The 19,860-nt window shown below is 70.9% G+C and carries 27 protein-coding genes; 16 read left to right on the top strand and 11 right to left on the bottom strand.

Going from position 1 to position 19,860, the window contains the following annotated elements; all coding sequences use genetic code 11:
• Window positions 1-28: 28 nt before the first annotated feature.
• A complete protein-coding gene (locus tag ACZ7CF_RS19195; RefSeq protein WP_470370165.1) occupies window positions 29-433 on the bottom strand; it encodes an Rv3235 family protein in 405 nt (134 codons plus the stop codon).
• Between the two features lie 72 nt (window positions 434-505).
• On the opposite strand from ACZ7CF_RS19195, the gene ACZ7CF_RS19200 reads away from it, so the two are divergent.
• Window positions 506-916, top strand: a complete 411-nt coding sequence (locus ACZ7CF_RS19200) for an HAD-IA family hydrolase (RefSeq protein WP_360395081.1) — start codon at window positions 506-508, stop codon at window positions 914-916.
• A gap of 87 nt (window positions 917-1,003) precedes the next feature.
• Window positions 1,004-1,306: a hypothetical protein gene (locus tag ACZ7CF_RS19205; protein WP_360395084.1), complete on the top strand. Its 303-nt coding sequence runs from the start codon at window positions 1,004-1,006 to the stop codon at window positions 1,304-1,306.
• 4 nt (window positions 1,307-1,310) lie between these two features.
• Here the strand turns inward: ACZ7CF_RS19205 and ACZ7CF_RS19210 are convergent, their stop codons facing one another.
• The gene (locus ACZ7CF_RS19210; protein WP_360395087.1) at window positions 1,311-2,060 is read right to left on the bottom strand and encodes a TrmH family RNA methyltransferase; all 750 of its coding nucleotides are present in this window, start codon (window positions 2,058-2,060) and stop codon (window positions 1,311-1,313) included.
• A gap of 118 nt (window positions 2,061-2,178) precedes the next feature.
• Here ACZ7CF_RS19210 and ACZ7CF_RS19215 point away from each other — a divergent pair, with 118 nt between their 5' ends.
• The 4 genes from ACZ7CF_RS19215 to ACZ7CF_RS19230 all read left to right on the top strand — a co-directional run bounded on the left by ACZ7CF_RS19215 (window position 2,179) and on the right by ACZ7CF_RS19230 (window position 5,314).
• Window positions 2,179-2,844, top strand: a complete 666-nt coding sequence (locus ACZ7CF_RS19215) for a phosphotransferase (RefSeq protein WP_360395089.1) — start codon at window positions 2,179-2,181, stop codon at window positions 2,842-2,844.
• A gap of 10 nt (window positions 2,845-2,854) precedes the next feature.
• Window positions 2,855-4,246, top strand: a complete 1,392-nt coding sequence (locus tag ACZ7CF_RS19220; RefSeq protein ID WP_360395091.1) for a WS/DGAT/MGAT family O-acyltransferase — start codon at window positions 2,855-2,857, stop codon at window positions 4,244-4,246.
• A complete protein-coding gene (locus ACZ7CF_RS19225) occupies window positions 4,246-4,737 on the top strand; it encodes a DUF6912 family protein (RefSeq protein WP_360395094.1) in 492 nt (163 codons plus the stop codon). The genes ACZ7CF_RS19220 and ACZ7CF_RS19225 overlap by 1 nt, the downstream gene beginning before the upstream one ends.
• A gap of 82 nt (window positions 4,738-4,819) precedes the next feature.
• Window positions 4,820-5,314, top strand: a complete 495-nt coding sequence (locus ACZ7CF_RS19230) for a pyridoxamine 5'-phosphate oxidase family protein (protein ID WP_458430340.1) — start codon at window positions 4,820-4,822, stop codon at window positions 5,312-5,314.
• Between the two features lie 19 nt (window positions 5,315-5,333).
• On the opposite strand, the gene ACZ7CF_RS19235 is transcribed toward ACZ7CF_RS19230, so the two are convergent.
• Entirely contained in the window at window positions 5,334-5,720 is a 387-nt protein-coding gene (locus ACZ7CF_RS19235; protein ID WP_360395099.1) for a VOC family protein, read from the bottom strand.
• A 36-nt stretch (window positions 5,721-5,756) separates the two neighbouring features.
• Here ACZ7CF_RS19235 and pruA point away from each other — a divergent pair, with 36 nt between their 5' ends.
• A complete protein-coding gene (pruA, locus tag ACZ7CF_RS19240; RefSeq protein ID WP_470370166.1) occupies window positions 5,757-7,385 on the top strand; it encodes an L-glutamate gamma-semialdehyde dehydrogenase in 1,629 nt (542 codons plus the stop codon).
• Here pruA and ACZ7CF_RS19245 read toward each other — a convergent pair.
• The 4 genes from ACZ7CF_RS19245 to aroA all read right to left on the bottom strand — a co-directional run bounded on the left by ACZ7CF_RS19245 (window position 7,382) and on the right by aroA (window position 10,920).
• Window positions 7,382-8,113, bottom strand: coding sequence for an NAD-dependent epimerase/dehydratase family protein (locus tag ACZ7CF_RS19245; RefSeq protein WP_470370167.1), 732 nt, complete (start codon window positions 8,111-8,113; stop codon window positions 7,382-7,384). The two genes, pruA and ACZ7CF_RS19245, sit on opposite strands and share 4 nt — an antisense overlap.
• Window positions 8,114-8,180: 67 nt before the next feature.
• Window positions 8,181-8,615, bottom strand: coding sequence for a hypothetical protein (locus ACZ7CF_RS19250; protein WP_470370168.1), 435 nt, complete (start codon window positions 8,613-8,615; stop codon window positions 8,181-8,183).
• Between the two features lie 35 nt (window positions 8,616-8,650).
• Window positions 8,651-9,649 carry a ribosome small subunit-dependent GTPase A gene (rsgA, locus tag ACZ7CF_RS19255; protein ID WP_360395111.1) on the bottom strand — a complete coding sequence of 333 codons (999 nt, stop codon included), beginning with the start codon at window positions 9,647-9,649 and terminating at the stop codon, window positions 8,651-8,653.
• A 2-nt stretch (window positions 9,650-9,651) separates the two neighbouring features.
• Window positions 9,652-10,920 carry a 3-phosphoshikimate 1-carboxyvinyltransferase gene (gene aroA, locus ACZ7CF_RS19260; protein ID WP_470370169.1) on the bottom strand — a complete coding sequence of 423 codons (1,269 nt, stop codon included), beginning with the start codon at window positions 10,918-10,920 and terminating at the stop codon, window positions 9,652-9,654.
• Between the two features lie 86 nt (window positions 10,921-11,006).
• Here aroA and ACZ7CF_RS19265 point away from each other — a divergent pair, with 86 nt between their 5' ends.
• The 4 genes from ACZ7CF_RS19265 to ACZ7CF_RS19280 all read left to right on the top strand — a co-directional run bounded on the left by ACZ7CF_RS19265 (window position 11,007) and on the right by ACZ7CF_RS19280 (window position 13,480).
• On the top strand, window positions 11,007-11,735 hold the full coding sequence (locus ACZ7CF_RS19265; protein WP_360395117.1) for an SOS response-associated peptidase: 729 nt from the start codon (window positions 11,007-11,009) through the stop codon (window positions 11,733-11,735).
• Window positions 11,732-12,343 (top strand): alpha/beta hydrolase family protein, encoded by a 612-nt coding sequence (locus tag ACZ7CF_RS19270; RefSeq protein ID WP_360395120.1) that lies wholly within the window; start codon window positions 11,732-11,734, stop codon window positions 12,341-12,343. Before ACZ7CF_RS19265 ends, ACZ7CF_RS19270 begins: the two co-directional genes overlap by 4 nt.
• A gap of 42 nt (window positions 12,344-12,385) precedes the next feature.
• Window positions 12,386-12,931, top strand: coding sequence for a DinB family protein (locus tag ACZ7CF_RS19275; protein ID WP_470370170.1), 546 nt, complete (start codon window positions 12,386-12,388; stop codon window positions 12,929-12,931).
• Window positions 12,932-12,997: 66 nt separating this feature from the next.
• Window positions 12,998-13,480 carry a hypothetical protein gene (locus ACZ7CF_RS19280; RefSeq protein WP_470370171.1) on the top strand — a complete coding sequence of 161 codons (483 nt, stop codon included), beginning with the start codon at window positions 12,998-13,000 and terminating at the stop codon, window positions 13,478-13,480.
• A 22-nt stretch (window positions 13,481-13,502) separates the two neighbouring features.
• Here ACZ7CF_RS19280 and ybaK read toward each other — a convergent pair whose 3' ends face one another.
• Window positions 13,503-13,979: a Cys-tRNA(Pro) deacylase gene (ybaK, locus tag ACZ7CF_RS19285; RefSeq protein ID WP_470370172.1), complete on the bottom strand. Its 477-nt coding sequence runs from the start codon at window positions 13,977-13,979 to the stop codon at window positions 13,503-13,505.
• A 109-nt stretch (window positions 13,980-14,088) separates the two neighbouring features.
• On the opposite strand from ybaK, the gene ACZ7CF_RS19290 reads away from it, so the two are divergent.
• On the top strand, window positions 14,089-14,703 hold the full coding sequence (locus tag ACZ7CF_RS19290; RefSeq protein WP_458430349.1) for a sigma-70 family RNA polymerase sigma factor: 615 nt from the start codon (window positions 14,089-14,091) through the stop codon (window positions 14,701-14,703).
• Window positions 14,700-14,960 (top strand): mycothiol system anti-sigma-R factor, encoded by a 261-nt coding sequence (gene rsrA, locus ACZ7CF_RS19295; RefSeq protein WP_360395132.1) that lies wholly within the window; start codon window positions 14,700-14,702, stop codon window positions 14,958-14,960. Before ACZ7CF_RS19290 ends, rsrA begins: the two co-directional genes overlap by 4 nt.
• A 73-nt stretch (window positions 14,961-15,033) precedes the next feature.
• On the opposite strand, the gene ACZ7CF_RS19300 is transcribed toward rsrA, so the two are convergent.
• Complete coding sequence (locus ACZ7CF_RS19300; RefSeq protein WP_369809028.1) at window positions 15,034-15,108, bottom strand: 50S ribosomal protein bL37; 75 nt, start codon at window positions 15,106-15,108, stop codon at window positions 15,034-15,036.
• 54 nt (window positions 15,109-15,162) lie between these two features.
• On the opposite strand from ACZ7CF_RS19300, the gene ACZ7CF_RS19305 reads away from it, so the two are divergent.
• The gene (locus ACZ7CF_RS19305) at window positions 15,163-16,641 is read left to right on the top strand and encodes a sensor histidine kinase (RefSeq protein WP_360395662.1); all 1,479 of its coding nucleotides are present in this window, start codon (window positions 15,163-15,165) and stop codon (window positions 16,639-16,641) included.
• A 141-nt stretch (window positions 16,642-16,782) separates the two neighbouring features.
• Here ACZ7CF_RS19305 and ACZ7CF_RS19310 read toward each other — a convergent pair whose 3' ends face one another.
• Window positions 16,783-17,037: a WhiB family transcriptional regulator gene (locus tag ACZ7CF_RS19310; protein WP_015104912.1), complete on the bottom strand. Its 255-nt coding sequence runs from the start codon at window positions 17,035-17,037 to the stop codon at window positions 16,783-16,785.
• A gap of 252 nt (window positions 17,038-17,289) precedes the next feature.
• A complete protein-coding gene (locus ACZ7CF_RS19315) occupies window positions 17,290-18,228 on the bottom strand; it encodes a diacylglycerol/lipid kinase family protein (RefSeq protein ID WP_360395135.1) in 939 nt (312 codons plus the stop codon).
• Between the two features lie 251 nt (window positions 18,229-18,479).
• On the opposite strand from ACZ7CF_RS19315, the gene ACZ7CF_RS19320 reads away from it, so the two are divergent.
• Window positions 18,480-18,896: a hypothetical protein gene (locus tag ACZ7CF_RS19320; protein WP_360395138.1), complete on the top strand. Its 417-nt coding sequence runs from the start codon at window positions 18,480-18,482 to the stop codon at window positions 18,894-18,896.
• 82 nt (window positions 18,897-18,978) lie between these two features.
• Window positions 18,979-19,695 (top strand): S1 family peptidase, encoded by a 717-nt coding sequence (locus ACZ7CF_RS19325; RefSeq protein WP_360395140.1) that lies wholly within the window; start codon window positions 18,979-18,981, stop codon window positions 19,693-19,695.
• Window positions 19,696-19,860: the final 165 nt, after the last annotated feature.

Raw genomic sequence — 19,860 nt, forward strand, 5'->3', positions numbered from 1 at the left:
CGCGTGCCCTCCGCGGAAGCGGGGAGGGTTACTCCAGCACTGTGAACGTCGTCAGCAGCCAGCGGCCGTCGTGGTGCTCGGCGCGTGCGGCCACGGCGAGCACGCGCTCGTCGCGGCGCACAGTGGCGGCGATCTCGGCGGCGAACCGGGTTGGGTGGCAGACACGAGGAGGCCGCAGCAGGCGGGTGGACCGCACGCGCACCGACCGGACCAGGCGGGCGGCCAGAGCGGGCAGGGTGAGCTGTTGCAGCAAACGACCGGGGCGACGGCCGTCCACCACCTCCAGGACGGCTGTGAGCAGCCGGGCCGCGTCGAGCGGCGGCGGCGGTGGCTCCGGTGCGGGCAGCCACGACCCGCGTGCGCGGGGGCGTGGCACGAAAGTCGCCCCGGCGGGCGGCTCGTAGGTGGGCAGGCGGCGAACGACTGGGGGCATGCCGAAACCGGCGGCGCAGCGCGCCGATCAGGACACCCACCACCCGAAGGAGTGGGTAGTACGGTCCTGACCATGCTGAAGGCCCTCGTGCTGGACTACGGCGGCGTCCTGACCGACCCCGGTGAGGACAACCCGCCGGAACCGCCGCTGCTCACCGCGGTGCGCAAGGCGCGGCAGCAGGGGTTCAAGACCGCGCTGCTGTCCAACGCGGACGGCTGGTGGCAGCCGCCGGCGCACTGGCACGGGCTGTTCGACGCGGCGGTCATCTCCGGTGAGGTCGGGCTGGCGAAGCCGGACGCCGGCATCTACCTGCTCACGGCCGCGAAGCTCGGTCTCGAACCGGGCGAGTGCGTGTTCGTCGACGACCTCGCGGTGAACGTCCGCGGCGCCGCCGAGGCGGGCATGGTCGGCGTCCACCATCGGTCGACGCGGACCACCCTCGAGGAACTGGAGATCCTGCTAGCGACAGCGCTGCGCGGTTGAGGGTTCACCCCGAGGCGTAATTGCCGGTCATTCCGCTCCCCGGATAACTTCGACGCGGCCTGGTTCCGCTGATCCTCAGGAGAGCGAATGCGAAGAATTGCCGCTTGTGCCGCGATCGTCATCGCCGTCGGTTCGGCGGTCGCGGCTCCTGCGCGGGCGCAGGAGCGCGGCTGCCGCGAGGAGTTCCCGCGGGACGGGCGCAGCGTCGAGGTCTTCTGCGACGACGGCTGGCCGGGCAACTTCCGCGCCGTCGCCCACTGCCGGACCACGCTGTCGAGCTGGGACGAGCACGGCACGATCGGGCACGTGCGCGCGAGGTCGTCGATCGCCGGGTGCGACGGCCTGGTCGGCCCGGTGTGGGTCGAGGGCTACCACGTCGACTGGCTGTAGGCGGTCAGCCCTGGGCGCGCCGCACGAGCTCGAAGCAGAGCACGGCCGCCGCTGAGGCGACGTTGAGCGATTCCACGCCCGCCGCCATCGGGATCGAAAGCCACGAGGTGATGTGCGGGCGCACGTCCTCGGTGATCCCGAACGTCTCACTGCCGAGCACGAATGCCGACCGTTCCGCGAATTCAGCGGAATAGATCGTGTCGGACGCGTGGGAATCGAGCGCGTGGAGCGGATATCCGGACGCGCGCAGGAGAGCGGAGGCCTCCGCCGCGGTGCCGCAGCGCAGGACGGGCGCGCGGAAAGCCACCCCGGCGGAGGCCTTCACCACGAGCGGGTCGATCGAGGCGACGCCGCGGCGCGGCACCACGATGCCGTCGATGCCCGCGGCCGTCGCGGTCCGCAGGATCATGCCGACGTTCGCCGGCGTGGTGATGCCGTCCAGCACCAGCACGGACCGCAGGTCGTCCTCCTCCAGCGCGAGCGCCAGCGGCTTCATCCGCGGCGCCACGACGTCGGCGAGCACGCCCTGGTCCTGCTTGCCGTTGCCCGCCAGCACCTTCACCCGCTGCGCGGTCGCCCGCTGCACCTGCACGCCCCGCGACCGGGCCGCGTCCAGGATCTCGCGCGCCGCCGGGCCGCGTGCGGTGTCGGCGAGCACCACCTTGTCCACCGACAGCGCCGGGTCGTCCAGCGCCTCCAGCACGGGCTTGCGGCCGTAGACGGTGACGAAGCGGTCCTTGGGCGAGATCTCCACGCCGAAGAGGGTGCCAGACGGCCCGGCACGCCCCCGCACGCCCGGCTCGAACGGGTGAAGAGCACGAGTAGAGCCGTTCGGCCCTTGTGCTTTGGATCATATGCATGATGATCGTCACATGACGTCAGGTGTGCGCAGCGTCGCGCAACGTCAACACCTCGCGAGCGGCCAGGACTCGGACGTGTTCATCCGGTCCGACGGGCTGCTCGTCAAACGCACGCGCACAGGCCGTGACCTGCGGCGCGAGGCCGAGATGATGCTGTACCTGAGCGGTCACGGCATCCCCGTGCCGCGGGTGCACGACGCGACGGCGGACGAGCTCGTCATGCAGTACGTGCCCGGCCCGCGGATGTCCGAGGAGATCGGCCGCAAGCCGTGGCTCGCCGGTCAGCTCGGCCGCGAGCTCGCCGACCTGCACCACCGCCTGGACGCGGTGCGGGCCCCCGACTTCCTCACCGGCGACGGCGACCTGCTGCACCTCGACCTGCACCCCGGCAACGTCGTGCTCGGCCCGGAGGGACCGGTCGTGCTCGACTGGGCCTGCGCGATGAGGGGCGACCGGCGGCTCGACGTGGCGCTGTCCTGGGTGTCGCTGGCGGTCGCGCGGCTGACGACGGCTCGCCGGTTGACGCGGTGGAACTTCCTCAGGTCGTTCATGGCCAACGTGGACCCGCGGGCGCGGGAGGCGATTCCGGAGGCCGCGCGCATCCGGCTGGAGCGGCACGACCGCGATCCGCGGGAACGGGCGGCGCTGGAAAAGCTCATGGACGCGAAACGGCACTAGTCTGGCGGGCATGCCGGACCGACTGTCAGCGCTGGACGCCTCGTTCCTGTACCTGGAGGGCTCCACGACGCCGATGCACGTCGGTGGCGTGGCGGTGTTCCGCAGGCCCAAGGCGGGGTTCGACTACGACAAGCTCGTCGACCTCATCGAGCAGCGGCTGAGCCTCGTGCCGCGCTACCGGCAGAAGGTCGTGCACGTACCCGGCCGCATCGCGCGGCCCGTGTGGGTGGACGACCCTGACTTCGACGTCACCTACCACGTGCGGCGCTCCGCCCTGCCCAAGCCGGGCAACGAGAAGCAGCTGCACGACCTGGTGGCGCGGCTGATGTCGCGGCCGCTCGACCACTCGCGGCCGCTGTGGGAGAGCTACCTCGTGGAGGGGCTGGCGAAGAACCAGCTCGCCGTGATCACCAAGACCCACCAGGCCATGGTCGACGGCATCGCGTCGCTGGAGATCGGCCAGGTCATGCTGGACGTGTCGCCGTCGCCGCGCACGAACGTCGAGAACCTCTGGATGCCGCAGCCGGAGCCCAGCTCGTTGCAGCTGGTGAGCGACGCCGTCACGGACATCGTGCACCGGCCGGGCGAGCTCGTGGAGAACGTGCGCAGCGCCGCGATGGACACCGTCGCCACGGTCGGCAAGGTCGTCAACGCCGTGGGTGCGGTCGCCGCCGCCATCCACACCGCCGCGAGCCCGGCGCCCGGCAGCCCGCTGAACGTCCGGATCACCTCGCCGCAGCGCCGGTTCGCCGTGGCGCGCGCCCAGCTCGACGACCTGCGCGCCATCCGCAAGGCCCACGGCGGCACGGTGAACGACGTGGTGCTGGCGGCGCTGGCCGGTGCGATCCGCAACTGGTTGCTCAGCCGCGGTGAGAACGTCACCGGCAGCACCACGATCCGCGCGATGACGCCGATGTCGGTGCGCGACACCGACCCCGACTCGGGCAACAACGTCTCCGCCTACCTGGTGGACCTGCCGGTCGGCGAGCCGAACCCGGTGGTGCGGCTGCACCACGTGAGCCACGCGACCCGCGCCCACCTGGAGTCCGGCCAGTCGGTGGCCGCCGATGCGCTGGTCAAGGTCTCCGGCTTCGCGCCGCCGACCCTGCACGCGCTGGGCGCGCGGGCGGCCAGCTCGTTCAGCCGCCGGCTGTTCAACGTGATCGTCACCAACGTGCCCGGCCCGCAGGTGCCGCTGTACGCGGCGGGCGCGAGAATGACCGAGATCTTCCCGGTCGTGCCGCTCGCCAAGAACCAGGCGCTGGCGATCGGGGTGACGTCGTACGACGGCGGTGTGTACTTCGGGCTGAACGGCGACCGCGACGCCATGTCCGATGTGGACGTTCTCGCGAGCATGGTCGAGGAGTCGGTGGAGGAACTGATGGGGACGGCGAGCGCGTGATGAGGGTCTACATCCCGGCCACGGTGGCCATGCTGCGCAGCTTCGTCGACAGCGGCGAGCTCACACCGGTGGGCGGCACGGCGTTCGCGCTGACGCCGGCGCTGCGCGAGTCCTACGCCGCCGGCGACACCGAGGAGCTGGAGTACGCCGCGATGCTCGACGCGGCCCGCGCGTCGCTGCGGCTGCTGGCCGGTGACGAGAAGTCGGAACCGCGCCGTGCGGTCGTCGCGGTGGACGCGGACGACGTGACGTTGCGCCCGGACCTGGACTTCTCGGTGGTGAAGGTCGTGGGCCCGTTCACGTTGAAGGACGTCGCGTCCGTGCACCTGGACACGGCCGAGGCCGAGGACGACGTGCGCGCCGCCGCCGAGGTCGTGGACGCGGCGGACCTGGGCGACCCGGATGCCGAGTTCGCGCTGGGCAGCGCCGAGGACCACGAGCTGGCCTGGTACGCGGCGCAGGAGCTGGCGTTCGTGCTGGAGCTGATGTGACTCAGGTCACGTCGAACTGAGGTAGAGGTGCCGTGAGCGGCTCCGTCCCCGAGGTGTCCGACACCGGAGAGACGGAGCCGCCATGAACCAGCACGACGTCGACGAGGTCCTGAACCGCCCGCTGAGCCAGGAGCTGCTCGGCCGCGACATCGCCCGGCTGGCGTTCGTCGCGCAGGACGGCACGCCCCGCAACCTCCCGGTCGGGTTCTGCTGGAACGGCAGCGAGATCGTCATCTGCACGTCGAAGAACGCCCGCAAGCTCGCGATGCTGGCCGCGAACCCGGCCGTCGCGCTCACGATCGACACCGAGGCGTTCCCGCCGCGGATCCTGTCCGTGCGCGGCAGGGCCGAGCTCGACCCCGTGGACGACATCCCGGCCGAGTACCTCCAGGTGACCAAGTCCATGACGCCGGAGCAGCGCGCCGAGTGGGAGGCCGACGTCCGTTCGCTCTACACCGACGGCATGGTCCGGATCGTCATCCGGCCGGCCTGGGCGAAGCTGACCGACTTCGAGACCACGTTGCCGGACAACGTCGCCGAGCTCGTGCGGCGCCAAGCCGCGGCGCGGCAGGCCTGAGCACGGCGGAAACCGCCACTCACATGCCCTCGGCGGGCTCCCACAGCTCGATCCGGTTGCCCTCGGGGTCGACGCACCAGCCGAACCGGCCGAACTCCGAGTCCTCGGTTTCCGGCAGCACCTCGACGCCGCGGCCGCGCAGCTTCACCATCAACGACTCCAGGTCGTCGACCCGCAGGTTCAGCATGGTGCGCTGGTGCGGTTCGCCGATGTACTCGGTGTCCTGCGCGAACAACGCCATCGTCGTCGTGCCGGGGCGGTCCGACGTCGCGGTGTCGAGCCAGTGGAAGGTGACGGTGCCGCGTTCGCTCATCGGCACACCGAGGTTCTCGCGGTACCAGGCCGCCAGCCGCACGGGGTCCCGGGAACGCAGGAAGACCCCGCCGATGCCAGTCACCCGCGCCACCCGACGGACCCTACTACCGCGTGCCACGATGGGGGAATGGACGCCGTGACGGCTGCACCCGAACCGGTCAACGAACCCGTGCGCACCTACGCTCCCGGCAGCGCGGAACGCGCCTCCCTGCAGGCCCGCATCGCGGAGCTGGAGGGCACCACCCACGAGCTGACGATGACGATCGGCGGCGAACAGCGGATGGGCGGCGGTGACCGCGTCGACGTGGTCCAGCCGCACGACCACCGGCACGTGCTCGGGGTGACCGCGCAGGCCACCGGCTCCGACGTCGCGGCGGCGATGAGGGCCGCGCAGCACGCCGCGCCGGGGTGGCAGGAGCTGCCGTACGACGAACGGGCCGCGGTGCTGCTGCGAGCGGCGGACCTGCTGTCCGGCCCGTGGCGGGACACGCTGAACGCCGCCACGGTCCTCGGGCAGTCGAAGTCCGTGCAGCAGGCCGAGATCGACGCCGCGTGCGAGCTGATCGACTTCCTGCGGTTCAACGTCCACTTCGGCCGCCGGGTCCTGGAGGAGCAGCCGGCGTCCAGCCCCGGCGTGTGGAACCGGATGGACCACCGGCCGCTCGACGGGTTCGTCGTCGCGATCACGCCGTTCAACTTCACCGCCATCGCCGGCAACCTGCCGCTGGCACCGGCGTTGATGGGCAACACGGTGGTGTGGAAGCCGTCGCCGACGCAGCAGCTCGCCGCGCACTGCACCATGCGGCTGCTGGAGGAGGCCGGCCTGCCGCCGGGCGTGGTCAACCTCGTCACCGGCGACGGCAAGGCGCTGGGTGAGGTGGCGCTGCGGGACCGGTTCTTCGCCGGACTGCACTTCACCGGGTCCACCCGCACGTTCAAGGCGCTGTGGCAGACCATGGCGAGCAACCTCGACCACTACCGCGCCTACCCGCGGGTGGTCGGCGAGACCGGCGGCAAGGACTTCGTGCTGGCCCACGCCTCCGCCGACCCCGCGGCCCTCGTCACGGGCCTGGTGCGCGGTGCTTTCGAGTACCAGGGCCAGAAGTGCTCGGCCGCGTCCCGCGCGTACATCCCGCGGTCGTTGTGGGACAACGGTGTGCGCGACCAGCTCGTCGACGTCACGAAGTCGTTGGCGTACGGCGACGTCAGGGACCTGTCGGTGTTCGGCGGCGCCGTGATCGACCACCGCGCGTTCGCCAAGCACAAAGACGCACTGCTGATGGCGTCCGCGTCCACCTCCGTCGACGTGCTGGCCGGCGGCACCTGCGACGACTCGGTCGGCTACTTCGTGGACCCGACGGTGCTGCTGGGCACCGACCCGCACCACGACATCTTCACCTCGGAGTACTTCGGCCCGATCCTCGCCGTGCACGTCTACGACGACGCGGACTACGAGGACATCATGGGCGTCATCGACACCTCCACGCCGTACGCGCTCACCGGTGCCGTGTTCGCGCGTGACCGCGTTGCGGTGGAACAGGCCCACCGCGCGTTGCGGTTCGCGGCGGGCAACTTCTACGTCAACGACAAGCCGACCGGTGCGGTCGTGGGACAGCAGCCGTTCGGCGGGTCGCGCGGGTCCGGCACGAACGACAAGGCGGGGTCGATCTACAACCTGCAGCGGTGGACGTCACCGCGTGCCATCAAGGAGACGCTGGTGCCGCCCACGCACCACGGCTACCCGCACATGGGTTAGCGGGCCCGCGGTGCCCAGCCCGTCGCCGCGGTGAGCTTGGTGCTCACGACCCGTTGCGAGCGCCCGAACACCGCCAACGACGCCGCGAGCCTCCCGAACGCGCGCGGCAGCCGCGTGATCCCCAGGTCCCGCTTCAGGACCGGCGTGCCGACGTTGTAGACGCCCGCGGGCGCGCCGAGCACGGCGACGGCGGCGGCCGCCGCGTCGCCGGGGTGCACGACCGACGTCCAGCCGTCGCCGACGAGCACGGGCGGCGACTGGGCAGCGCCGCCCATCAGCATCCCGAAGCGCAAGAAGACGCCGCCGGGGTGGCGCAGGACGTTGTGCTGCGCCGTCACCGAGCTGGCGATGTGACCGACGGGCTCGATGGGAGCGTTCTCGTCCAGCTCCCGCTCACCGCCGTCGGCGTACACGAACGAGATGCCCTCCTGCACCACGCGGCCCACGCCCGCCCGCAACGCCGCCTCGGCCACCGCCGCGCTGCCCTCCGTGCGGATGCGGTCGTTCTCGGCCCAGGCACCGGGCAGCACGGCCCTGGCGCTCAACGGGATGCGGGTGGCGAGGTTGAGGACGGCGTCGTAGCCGCTCAGCGCGGCCGTCAGCCGGCCGGCGTCGAACATCGAGGTGGTGTGCCGGTCGAGCACCCCGACCTCGTCGCCCGCCTCCCGCAGCCGCGGCAGAGCTTCCCGCCCGAGCACACCCGTCGCACCGATCACGAAGACCTTCATGACCGGTGGACGGGACAGGCTGCCGATTCGTGACAGCCCGGTTCATGACAGCTCAGCCCGTGACAGCTCAGCCCGTGGCAGGCAGCCGGTCCAACGCCTTCAGCGCCAGTCCCTGCGTGGTCTGCCCGAGCACGTTGTCGTCCTCGCCCTGCTCGGTCACGGTCAGCCCGAGCAGCTCACCCTCGCGGACCTGCACCACGGCCTCGCACGCCGACGACGCGCACCGGCGGGTCATCGGCCGGTCCTCGACCACCGCGCCGTAGCCGCCGTTCGCCTGCAGCCGCGCCGACTCCTGCTCGAACTTCGCCTCCAGCAGCTTCAGCGTCACCGTTGCCGAGCCGAACGAGAACGTGCACTCGCGCTCACCCTTCGCGGTACCGGACAACGAGCCCAGGTCACCGTCCCGCAGCAGCGTGCACGGGTCGGTGTCGGTGAACTTCGGGGGAGCGGGGGCGCCACCGCAGGCGCTCAGCAGCAGCACCAGGGCCAGAACTCGCTTCATCCACTTCCTCTGCAGTCGGTCACGGGGGTCGGAGCTCAGTCCGTGTGGTCGTCCAGCCCGGCCCGGGAGGCGAGCAGGCGGCGCAACGACGTCAACCGGCCCGGCGCGTCCGGCACGAGCTCGTCGAGCATGCAGCCGGGGTCCTCGGGGGCACCCAGGTGGCCGCAGCCGGGCGGGCACTCCTCGGCGGCCTCCGCGAAGTCGGGGAAGGCCTTCACGATGTCGTCCGGCGTGATGTGCGCGAGGCCGAACGAGCGGATGCCGGGGGTGTCGACCACCCAGCCGCCGCCGGGCAGCCGCAGCGCGACGGCCTGGGTCGAGGTGTGCCTGCCCTTGCCGACGCCGGAGACGACGCCGACCGCGCGGTTCGCGTCCGGGACGAGCTTGTTGACCAGGGTGGACTTGCCGACACCTGAGTGGCCGATCAGGCAGGACACCGTGTCCCGCAGGCGTTCGCGCAGCTCGGCCGGTTCCTCGTCGGACCGGGTCACGAGCACCGGCACGTCCAGCTCGGTGTAGAGCGCGAGCAGGTCGTCGGCCGACGCGAGGTCGGACTTCGTCAGGCACAGCACCGGTTCCAGGCCACCGGCGTACGCGGCGACCAGGCACCGGTCGATGAAACCGGTGCGCGGCGGAGGATCGGCCAGCGCGACGACCATGATGAGCTGGGAGGCGTTCGCGACGACGACGCGTTCGAACGGGTCCGTGTCGTCGGCGGTCCTGCGCAGCACCGAGGTCCGCTCCTCGACGCGCACGATGCGGGCCAGCGTGTCCGGCTGGCCGGAGGTGTCACCGACGATGCCGACCTGGTCGCCGACCACCACGGGCGTGCGGCCGAGCTCACGCGCACGCATCGCCGTGACGACGACACCGGACTCCAACGCGCACGTCCAGCGGCCGCGGTCGACGCCGATCACCATCGCGATCTCGGCGTCGGCGTGTTCCGGCCTGATCTTGCTGCGCGGCCGCGTCCCCTTGCCGGGGCGCACCCGCACGTCCGACTCGTCGAGCTTGCGCCAGTCCCGCTTGCCCACTGCTACGCGCCTCCGCCGAGCATCGCGTCCCACATCCCCGGGAAGTCGGGGATCGTCTTGGTCGTCGACCCGATGTCGTCGACCGAGACGCCCGGCACCACCAGCCCGATGATCGCGCCCGCGGTGGCCATCCGGTGGTCGGCGTAGGCCTTCCACACCCCGCCGTGCAGCGGTGCCGGCTCGATCACGAGCCCGTCCTCGGTCTCGGAGGCGTTGCCGCCCAGCGCGTTGATCTCGTTCACCAGCGCGGCGATGCGGTCCGTCTCGTGGCCGCGGATGTGCGCGACACCGCGGATCTGCGTGCGACCGCGCGCCACCGTCGCGAGCGCCGCCACCGTCGGCGTCAGCTCGCTCTCGTCGCGCAGGTCGATGTCCACTCCGGACAGCTCAGCCGGTCCGCGCACGGTGAGCCCCTCCTCCGACACCTCGACCGCACAGCCCATGCGTTCCAGGATGCCGCGCACCGCGTCACCGGGCTGGGTGGTCCGCGCGGGCCAGTGCGGGATCGTGACCTGGCCCCCGGTCACCGCGGCGGCCGCGAGGAACACCGTCGCGTTCGACAGGTCCGGCTCCACGTGCCACGTCCGCGCCGCGATCGGGCCCGGCTCGACGTGCCACGCGCTGCTGCCGTCGGTCTCCACCGCGACCCCGACCGAGCGCAGCGTCTGCACCGTCATGTCGATGTGCGGCAACGAGGGCACCGGCCGGCCCGAGTGCCGCACCGTCACGCCCTTGTCGTAGCGCGCCGCCGACAGCAGCAGCCCGGACACGAACTGCGACGAGCCCGACGCGTCGATCGTGACCTCGCCACCGGCCAGCGAACCGCTGCCGCGCAACGTGAACGGCAGCGCGTCACCCTCGACGTCCGCACCGAGCGCGCGCAACGCGTCCAGCACCGTGCTCATCGGGCGCACCCGCGCGTGCGGGTCGCCGTCGAACCTGATCTCGCCCTCGGCCAGCGCGGCGGCCGGCGGCAGGAACCGCATGACCGTGCCCGCGAGCCCGCAGTCGACGTCGGCCGGTCCGCGCAACGCGCCCGGCGTGACGTCCCAGCCGCCGTCCTCCCGGTCGGTGATCCCGACGCCCAGCGACGTGAGCGCCTTCACCATCAACACGGTGTCGCGGCTGCGCAACGGCGCGTGCACCGCGGACGGCCCGTCGGCCAGTGCCGCGAGCACCAGGACGCGGTTCGTGATCGACTTCGAGCCGGGCACCGGCACCGTGGAGTGGACTGGGCCGGACGCGCTGGGGGCTGACCAGTGCTGAGTCATGCCCGGAATGATCCCGCACGGCGTCGAGGGCGGCTCGCACAGGTGTTCCCGACGTGCGACGATTGCGACTTCGGAGGTGATCGGTTTTGTGTGGTAGGTACGCCTCCACCAAGGACCCGGCGCTGCTCGCGGCCGAGTTCGAAGCGGTGGACGCCACCGGCGACGAGGCGCCGGGGGCGGACTACAACATCGCTCCCACCAAGCACGTCATGGCGGTGGTCGAGCGCAAGCCGGAGGACGAGGACCTGGAGCGCAGCATCCGCGTGATGCGCTGGGGCCTCGTCCCGCACTGGGCCAAGGACCTCTCCGGCGCGGCGAAGATGATCAACGCCCGCGCGGAGACCGTGCTGTCCAAGCCCGCGTACAAGCAGTCGGCGATGAAGCGCCGGTGCATCATCCCGGCCACCGGCTGGTACGAGTGGCAGCCGGGCGAGGGCCGCAAGCAGCCGTACTTCATGACGCTCGGGGACGACTCGTCCCTCGCGCTGGCGGGCATCTGGTCCGTGTGGTGGAAGGACGACGTCCCGACCGTGACGTGCGCGGTGCTGACGACGGACGCCATCGGCGCGCTGACCGAGGTGCACCACCGGATGCCGTTGCTGCTGCCGCCCGACCGCTGGTCGGCGTGGCTCGACCCGTCCTCGCTCGACCCGAGCGGGCTGCTCGCGCCGGACCCGTCGATCGTCGACGCGCTGGAGCTGCGCCCGGTCTCCACCGCGGTGAACAGCGTGAAGAACAACAACCCGTCGTTGCTGGACCGCGTCTCGCTCACCGAGGACGGGACGCCCGCACCCACCGCGGTCGAGCTGTCGTGACGACGCTGTCGGTGGACACGCCGCACGGCCCCGCACGGGCCTCCCTGCACTGCGCCCACGAACCGCGGGCCGCGCTGCTGCTCGGCCACGGCGCCGGCGGCGGCGTCGAGGCACCCGACCTGGTGGCCGCGTGCCACGCCGCGAACTCCGTCGGCGTGCACGTGGCCCTGGTCGAACAGCCCTACCGCGTGGCCGGCCGCCGTGCCCCCGCGCCGGCGGGCCAGCTCGACACGGCGTGGCTCGCGGTGGTCGACGACCTGGGCGAACGCTGGTTCGACGGCCTGCCGCTGGTGTTCGGCGGCCGGTCGTCGGGCGCCCGCGTGGCCTGCCGGACCAGCGTCGAGGGCCAGGCCGTGGCGGTGCTGTGCCTGGCATTCCCGGTGCACCCGCCGGGCAAGCCGGAGAAGTCCCGGATGGCCGAGCTGGACGGCGTCGAGGTCGCCACCCTGGTCGTGCAGGGCGAGAACGACCCGTTCGGCCGCCCGGTGCGCGCCCCGCACCGCGAGGTCGTGCTGCTGAACGGCGACCACTCGCTGAAGGCCTCCATCGCGGACGTGGGCCGGTGCGTGGGCGAGTGGCTTGACCGCGTGCTGCGGCCGCTCGACTGAATCACCTGCTGGGACGGGGTCGCGCCGTTACTGTCCCGCCCCATGACCGTTCTCGACGAGCAGGGCAGACCAGAACCTCCGACCGACGGCGACGAGCTCGCCACCCTGACCGGGTTCCTCGACTTCCAGCGCGCCACCCTCGCGTGGAAGACCGAGGGCCTCACCGCCCAGCAGCTGGCCATGACCACCGCCAAGTCCGAGATGACCCTCGGCGGCCTGGTCAAGCACCTCGCGTACGTCGAGCAGCAGTGGTTCCACGTCGTGCTGCACGACCGCGAGCCGCTGGAGCCGTGGAAGAGCGTGGACTGGAAGGCCGACCACGACTGGGACTGGCACTCGGCCGCCGACCACGCACCGGAGGAGCTCCTCGCGCTGTGGCAGGACGAGGTCGGCCGTTCCCGCGAGGCCGTCGAGGAGGCGCTGACGACCGGCGACCTCGGCCAGGCGGCCAAGCGCAAACCGTGGCGCGGCGATGACCGCACGGTGAGCCTGCGCTGGATCCTCACGCACATGGTCGAGGAGTACAGCCGCCACAACGGCCACGCCGACCTGTTGCGCGAGGCGGTCGACGGCCGAACGGGCGAATGACAACCGATCGGGGCTCTGCGGCGTTCACCTGGAAGTAGACGAACGCCACATGATCGGGGAGAACTCGTGAACAAGATCCGTCCGACCGCCGTCGCACTGGCCGGTGCCGCCCTCCTGGCCGCCGCGGGCACTCCCGCGCAGGCCGAGACGCCGTGGTGCACCGGCGACGACCTGGTGATCACCGCCCACGACATGCGTCCGACGACGAGCCCGAACAAGGGGCACGTCATCAGGTTCGCGGCCGTCGAGGGCGTCACCTGCACGATCGGCGGCAGCCTGAGCAACGTGCGGTTCCTCGACGCCGAGGGCCGCGACCTCGACGTCCCGCTGACCGGCGGCCAGGGCCCGTACACCGAGGCGACGGTCCACGGCATCTTCAGCGCCGTGGCCTACGTCGGCTCGCCGAAGAAGAGCGACACCGTGACCCCGGCGTTCATCCGGTTCGACCTGCCGGGCAAGGGCAGCCTCGGTGCCAGGGTCACCACGGCGTGGCCGTCGTGGGTCGGCACGCCCGTGCAGTTCACGAACATCGGCTGGCCGGTGAGCTGACCGTTGCCGAGACCGGAACGTGCTAGGCGCTGATCGAGGCCACCACGGCACCGGTGAGCCGCACCAGCTCGGCCGGCGCGATCTCCACCTCGAGCCCGCGCCGGCCCGCGCTGCAGAACACCGTCTCGAACTCCAGCGCGGAGGCGTCCACCACGACCGGGAGGCGCTTCTTCTGCCCGAGCGGCGAGATCCCGCCCGCGACGTACCCGGTGGCGCGCTCGGCGTCGGCGACCACGGCCATCTTCGCCTTCTTGCCCTTCAACGCCGCCGCCAGCGCCTTGAGGTCGAGCTGCACAGTCACCGGCACGACGCCGACCGCGAGCTTGCCGTCGACCTCGGCGACCAGGGTCTTGAGCACGCGGCCCGGCACCAGGCCGAGCGCCTCCGCGGCCTCCAGCCCGTACGACTCGTGGCGGGGGTCGTGCTCGTACGAGTGCAAGGTGTGCGCCACCCGCTGCTTGTCCAGCAGCGCTGTGGCGGGGGTCCCACGTCCGGCCATGCGGAATTACTACCAGCACGTCCGTGTTGGTCAGGACGTGGCTACGAACACGCTCGAGCGGCCCCGCGTAGAGTCAGCACCGACCCAGGACCTGTGGGAAGGGAGCGCGGTGCCCGCCACCGGCACGACGGAGACGACGGCGGAGCGCGCCGCGCGTTTCGAGCGCGATGCAATGCCGATGCTCGACCAGCTGTACTCGGCGGCGTTGCGCATGACCCGCAACCCGGCGGATGCCGAGGACCTCGTCCAGGAGACCTACCTCAAGGCCTACTCGGCGTTCGCGTCCTTCTCGGAGGGCACGAACCTCAAGGCCTGGTTGTACCGGATCCTGACGAACACCTACATCAACGGCTACCGCAAGAAGCAGCGCCAGCCGATCCAGCAGCCGACCGAGGAGATCACGGACTGGCAGCTGGCGCAGGCGGAGAGCCACACCTCGGCCGGGCTGCGCAGCGCGGAGGTCGAGGCACTCGACAACCTGCCTGACAGCGACGTGAAGGAAGCATTGCAGCGGTTGCCGGAGGAGTTCCGGATCGCGGTCTACCTCGCCGATGTCGAAGGCTTCGCGTACAAGGAGATCGCAGACATCATGGGCACCCCGATCGGCACGGTGATGTCCCGGTTGCACCGGGGCCGTCGCCAGCTCCGCGACCTGCTCGCGGACACCGCACGCGAGCGCGGCTTCCTCCGCGGTGGCAACGGTGGCAACGGAGACGCGTCATGAACTGCGGCGAACCCCACGAGACCGACTGCTCCGAGGTCCTGTCCGAGGTCTGGCTGTTCCTCGACCAGGAGTGCGACCAGGGTCGTCGCGCGGCACTGCAGACCCACCTCGACGAGTGCCACCCGTGCCTGGAGCAGTTCGGGCTGGAGGAGCACCTCAAGGCGCTGCTCGCGCGCAAGTGTGGCGGCGATTACGCCCCCGCCGACCTGAAGGCGCGCATCCGGGCCACGATCGTGGAGATCCGCACCGAGGACTGAGCGCCTCGAACACCGCCCCAGAACAACGAAAAGGCCTGGTCACCGTCGTGGTGGCCAGGCCTTTTCGCAGCACTCAGGCGTTGGGGCGCTTGCCTCGGTTGGCGCCGCCCTTTTTGCGGTCGCGGCGCTTGCGAGCACGCTTCGACATGGGTGTCTCCTAGGATCAGAACTGCTTCACCGACCAGTTTCTCATGGAGGAGTTCTGTCTACTCTCACGGACCTGCTGGCCGAGCACACCAAGCTCTCCGGCGCCGCCGCCGACCACCTCCAACTGGTGGTGGCGGAGTGGCAGCTCCTCTCCGACCTCTCGTTCGCGGACTTCCTGCTGTGGGTGCCGCTGGACGACGACGTCTTCCTGTGCGTGGCCCAGGCCCGGCCCACGACGGCGCCCACCGCCCACCCCGAGGACGTGGTCGGCAGCGAGGTGCGCTCGGACGAGCACCCGCAGCTGCGCCGGGCGATGGACGAGTCGCGGATCTGCCGCGAGGAGGACCCCCGCTGGCACCTGGGCGTGCCGGTGCGGCGCGAGACCATCCCGGTGCGGCTGGGCACGCAGGTCATCGCGGTGCTGAGCCGCAGCACGAACCTGGCCGTGCCGCGGGTGCCGTCGCCGTTGGAGATCTCCTACCTGGGCAGCGCGGCCGACCTGTGCCAGATGATCGCGGACGGCACGTTCCCCGCGCCCGAACCGTCGCCGGACGTGCACACCAGCCCGCGCGTCGGTGACGGCCTGATCCGGCTCGACCCGTCCGGTGCGGTGGTGTTCGCCTCGCCGAACGCGCTGTCGGCCTACCACCGCATGGGGCACGCGTCCGACCTGGTCGGCGTGCACCTGGCGCCGCTGACCCGCAGCCTGATCGGTGACCCGTTCGACGCGACCGAGGTCGCCCAGCGCATCCGGCAGGCGCTCGACGGGCAGCCGTCGATGCGCATGGAGGCCGAGTCGCGCCGCGGTGCCGCGGTCCTCTTCCGGTCGTTGCCCCTTCGGCCACGGGGTCAGGCGGCGGGCGCGATCGTGCTGTGCCGCGACGTCACCGAGGTCCGCCGCCGCGACCGCGCGCTGATGTCGAAGGACGCGACGATCCGCGAGATCCACCACCGGGTCAAGAACAACCTGCAGACCGTGGCGGCGCTGCTGCGGCTGCAGTCGCGCCGGCTGTCGAACCCGGAGGCCAAGGAGGCGCTCGCCGAGTCGGTGCGCCGGGTCACCTCGATCGCGCTCGTGCACGAGACGCTGTCGATGTCCGTCGACGAACGCGTCGACCTCGACGACGTCATCGACAAGGTCATCCCGATGATGGGCGACGTCGCCGTCACCGAGACCCAGGTGAAGGTGCGCCGCGAGGGCGGGTTCGGCATCGTCTCCTCGGAGATCGCGACCCCGCTCGTCATGGTGCTGACCGAGCTCGTGCAGAACGCCTTCGAGCACGCCTACGCCCCTGGCCAGCGCGGGGAGGTCGTCGTGCACAGCGAGCGCTCGGCGAAGTGGCTCGACGTGACGATCTCCGACGACGGCAAGGGCCTGCCGCCCGGTTTCTCCCTGGAACGCACGGATCGTCTCGGTCTGCAGATCGTGCGGACCCTCGTCGACTCCGAACTGAGGGGCTCGTTGAGCTTGCGACGGAGGCCCCGAGGCGGTACAGAGGCGGTCCTGCGCGTGCCGCTGCGGGGGCGGCGCTAAACTGGCCTCGTGCACACGTGACGACCAGCCTCAGCGGTCTCACGTGGTCATGCGGGAGGGTGTGCAAACAAGAAAAGAACCCGACACCTGGCACGGTGTCGGGTTCTTCTCTATGTGTGCTTGTCGCGGCGAACAGCCTGCTCAGGCGTTGCTGCGGGCGCGCGTGCGAGCGTTGCGGCGCTTGAGAGCGCGACGCTCGTCTTCGCTCATCCCGCCCCAGACGCCGGCGTCCTGGCCGCTCTCCAGTGCCCACGCGAGGCAGTCGGAGACGACGGGGCAACGGCGGCAGACGGTCTTCGCCTCGGCGATCTGAAGCAGCGCGGGACCACTGTTCCCAACGGGGAAGAACAGCTCGGGGTCCTCGTCGCGGCAGATCGCGCGGTGGCGCCAGTCCATTGGAACTACTCCTCAGCCTTGGCGCGCACAAAGGCACGCCGGTTGTCAGCGGTCGTTTTGGGGTGCTTGTGAATGCTTTCACGAACGGCTGGGATGTCAAGGGGTTGGCACCAACCCGGTGAGTGAACTCACCCAAAAGATCGACAGCGTTCACCTGGGGTTTCACGCTCTGCTGTCACTCGATTGCTCTACATCCCGGATGGGTAGCGAGACGGTTACAGAACGATCACGGACCGTCGAGTTCGCCCTGCGTCACACAGCTACGGTCAACGCCTGGGGAACCGCCCGGAACTCCACCTGGGTCGTCGTGCCGAGGAAGTCGCCATCCACCTGCAGGTTGGCGGGTTCCTCGCTCTTCACTTTGACATATTCGACGTCATCGCGCCGCACGAGTTTCGGGCTCTTCGGGTTCCCGGTGGCCAGCACCTGTGTGATGTAGCGCGCAACGGTCGGCGGTCGCAATGTCGTGAGCGCCGACAGGCCCAGCCCGTTGTCGAACGAGGTGCTCGGGTTCAGGTGGATGTCGTTGTCCCCGAAGTACGTCCACGGGTCCGTGTTGGACACGAACACCATGCCGACGTCGAACTGCGGCTCGTCCGGCACCTCGACGGTGAAGCGCTCCGGCGTGCGCACGAGCCTCGCGTACGCCTTGAGCGCCACCGCCAGGTAGAGCGCCGGGCTCGCGTTGCGGCCGCGGGCGCGCTTGGCCTCGACACCGGCCACGACGTCGGCGTCCAGGCCGATGCCCGCGTTGAAGGTGAACCAGCGGCCCTCGTCACGTCCGATGACGTCGGAGAAGACCTGGCCGAGGCCGATGCGGCGGGTCGTGCCGTTCTCGATGGCCTGCAGCAGGACGTGCGTGGCCTCGACGGGGTCGCGCGGGATGCCCAGCGCGCCCGCGAAGACGTTCGCGGAACCGCCGGGGACGACACCCAGCATCGGGGTGTCGGGGCGGGGGCCGTGCAGCAGGATGCCGTTGACGACCTCGTTGACCGTTCCGTCGCCGCCGTGGGCGATGACCAGGTCGAACCCGTCCTTGACCGCCTGGGCGGCCGCGTCGAGCGCGTGGCCGCGGTAGGAGGTCTGGACGATCTCCAGCTTCACGTCGGAGGCGAGTGCGTGCGCCAGCACGTCGCGACCCGCCGGCGTCGTTGTAGTCGCCTGGGGGTTCACCACGAGAAGAGCGCGCACCACTTGAGGGTAGGACAATGCGTGACCGCTCGCGGTTCGCATGTCCTCCCTCGGAGCGACTCCAGCCTCACGAAAGTGGCGTAGATCTCCCTCCGCTCGCACCGCGCCGAGCCCGCAGGCGAGTGCACCCCGGACGACCGCCGGCTCGCTGAAGGCCCCTTGATCTTCCCCCCTCCCGGCGGGCTCGCAGAGCCCTCCAACCGGGTGGCCTACGATCCGTGACCAGTACAGAACGTGAGGAAAGGTCGCCTGTGACTACCGGTACCCCGGCCCCGCCGCGCGCGGTGCGGACCGCCGCCGCACTCACCTTCGTCCAGGGGCTCGGCGGCATCGCGCTGGCCGGCGCGCTCGTCCTGCGGGTGCTGCAGGGCGCTCCCTCCGCAGGTCCGGTGCTCGGAGCCGCCGGTGTGCTCGTGCTGTGGTTCGGCGGGGTGATCTTCGCCTGCGTGATGCTGTTCCGCGGCCGGCACGGCGCCCGCACGCCCGTGATCGTCACGCAGCTGCTGCTCCTGGGCTGCGCCTGGTACGCCTACGGCCCGTCCGAACAGCCGCTCATCGGATCTCTGGGCGGCATCTACTGCGTCGTGGTGCTCGTCCTGCTCTTCACCCGCGACGGCCGGGAGTGGGCGCTCGGTTTGCCGAGCGTCGAAGAAGACAAAGCCGACTAACGGAGGGTGGTCACGGTCACGCAGTCGGGTGAAGCTGTCGGTGGTTGCTTAACCACTCCCTGCACTCACGAGGTGACCAACCATGCGTTTCAAGACCGCGATCGCGAGCGCTTTCCTGGCGGCGCTTTCCCTCGCACCCATGACGGCGACGGCCACGGCCGCGCCGGAAGAGCCGAGCATGTCGCCGATGATCATCGGCGGCAGCTACGCGCAGAACTTCCCGTACGCCGCCCGCCTGTTCTTCAACGGGCGGGAGAACTGCTCCGCCACGAAGATCGCACCTCAGTGGATCCTGACCGCTGAGCACTGCGTCTCGGGCAGCGGCACGTACACGTTCCGCGCGGGCAGCCTGGACCAGACGTCCGGTGGCCAGCTGGTCACCGCGACCCAGATCATCAAGCACCCGTCGGCCGACCTCGCGCTCGCGCGGGTCGGCACGTCGATGTCGGCGCCGTTCGCGCCGCTCGGCACGACGTCGGACGTGGCCAACGGCAACACCGTGCAGCTCTACGGCTGGGGTGCCACCTGCACCAACCAGCCGGAGATCAACTGCCAGTCGCGCTACCTCAAGGTCGCGAACACCCGCGTGACGTCGGTCAACGGTCGTGACTACCGCGGTGGCACCGCGGTGGCCGTGACCCGCGTCGACGGCATCGCCGCCGGCGGTGACTCGGGTGGCCCGATGTTCTCCAACGGCAAGCAGGTCGGTGTCGCCTCGACGTCGGACCGCTCGACGCGGTCCAACTACACCCACGTCGGCGTGTACCGCTCCTGGATCCGCCAGTACGCGGGCGTCTGATCCCGAAGTAACGCAGGGGCCCCGCGTTCCTCTCAGGGGAACGCGGGGCTCCCGCATGTCACGTGGAAGCACGTGCGTATGTCACCGAGCGTGTTCACGAATGGTGGATGGACACGAACGGAGTAGCCAGCTACCGTGCTGCCAGCGTTCGCGCCGCTCGGGAGC

It is taken from the genome of Lentzea sp. NPDC036955 (assembly GCF_055608005.1).

Excerpts from the sequence above, each read along its gene's own strand:
- ybaK (WP_470370172.1), bottom strand. The coding sequence starts at position 13,979 with ATGGCCGGACGTGGGACCCCCGCCACAGCGCTGCTGGACAAGCAGCGG.
- ACZ7CF_RS19220 (WP_360395091.1), top strand. The coding sequence starts at position 2,855 with ATGCCGGACCGACTGTCAGCGCTGGACGCCTCGTTCCTGTACCTGGAG.
- ACZ7CF_RS19230 (WP_458430340.1), top strand. The coding sequence starts at position 4,820 with ATGAACCAGCACGACGTCGACGAGGTCCTGAACCGCCCGCTGAGCCAG.
- aroA (WP_470370169.1), bottom strand. The coding sequence starts at position 10,920 with ATGACTCAGCACTGGTCAGCCCCCAGCGCGTCCGGCCCAGTCCACTCC.
- ACZ7CF_RS19200 (WP_360395081.1), top strand. The coding sequence starts at position 506 with ATGCTGAAGGCCCTCGTGCTGGACTACGGCGGCGTCCTGACCGACCCC.
- rsrA (WP_360395132.1), top strand. The coding sequence starts at position 14,700 with ATGAACTGCGGCGAACCCCACGAGACCGACTGCTCCGAGGTCCTGTCC.
- ACZ7CF_RS19215 (WP_360395089.1), top strand. The coding sequence starts at position 2,179 with ATGACGTCAGGTGTGCGCAGCGTCGCGCAACGTCAACACCTCGCGAGC.
- ACZ7CF_RS19225 (WP_360395094.1), top strand. The coding sequence starts at position 4,246 with ATGAGGGTCTACATCCCGGCCACGGTGGCCATGCTGCGCAGCTTCGTC.
- ACZ7CF_RS19310 (WP_015104912.1), bottom strand. The coding sequence starts at position 17,037 with ATGGACTGGCGCCACCGCGCGATCTGCCGCGACGAGGACCCCGAGCTG.
- ACZ7CF_RS19325 (WP_360395140.1), top strand. The coding sequence starts at position 18,979 with ATGCGTTTCAAGACCGCGATCGCGAGCGCTTTCCTGGCGGCGCTTTCC.
- ACZ7CF_RS19205 (WP_360395084.1), top strand. The coding sequence starts at position 1,004 with ATGCGAAGAATTGCCGCTTGTGCCGCGATCGTCATCGCCGTCGGTTCG.
- ACZ7CF_RS19245 (WP_470370167.1), bottom strand. The coding sequence starts at position 8,113 with ATGAAGGTCTTCGTGATCGGTGCGACGGGTGTGCTCGGGCGGGAAGCT.
- ACZ7CF_RS19250 (WP_470370168.1), bottom strand. The coding sequence starts at position 8,615 with ATGAAGCGAGTTCTGGCCCTGGTGCTGCTGCTGAGCGCCTGCGGTGGC.
- pruA (WP_470370166.1), top strand. The coding sequence starts at position 5,757 with ATGGACGCCGTGACGGCTGCACCCGAACCGGTCAACGAACCCGTGCGC.
- ACZ7CF_RS19195 (WP_470370165.1), bottom strand. The coding sequence starts at position 433 with ATGCCCCCAGTCGTTCGCCGCCTGCCCACCTACGAGCCGCCCGCCGGG.
- ACZ7CF_RS19275 (WP_470370170.1), top strand. The coding sequence starts at position 12,386 with ATGACCGTTCTCGACGAGCAGGGCAGACCAGAACCTCCGACCGACGGC.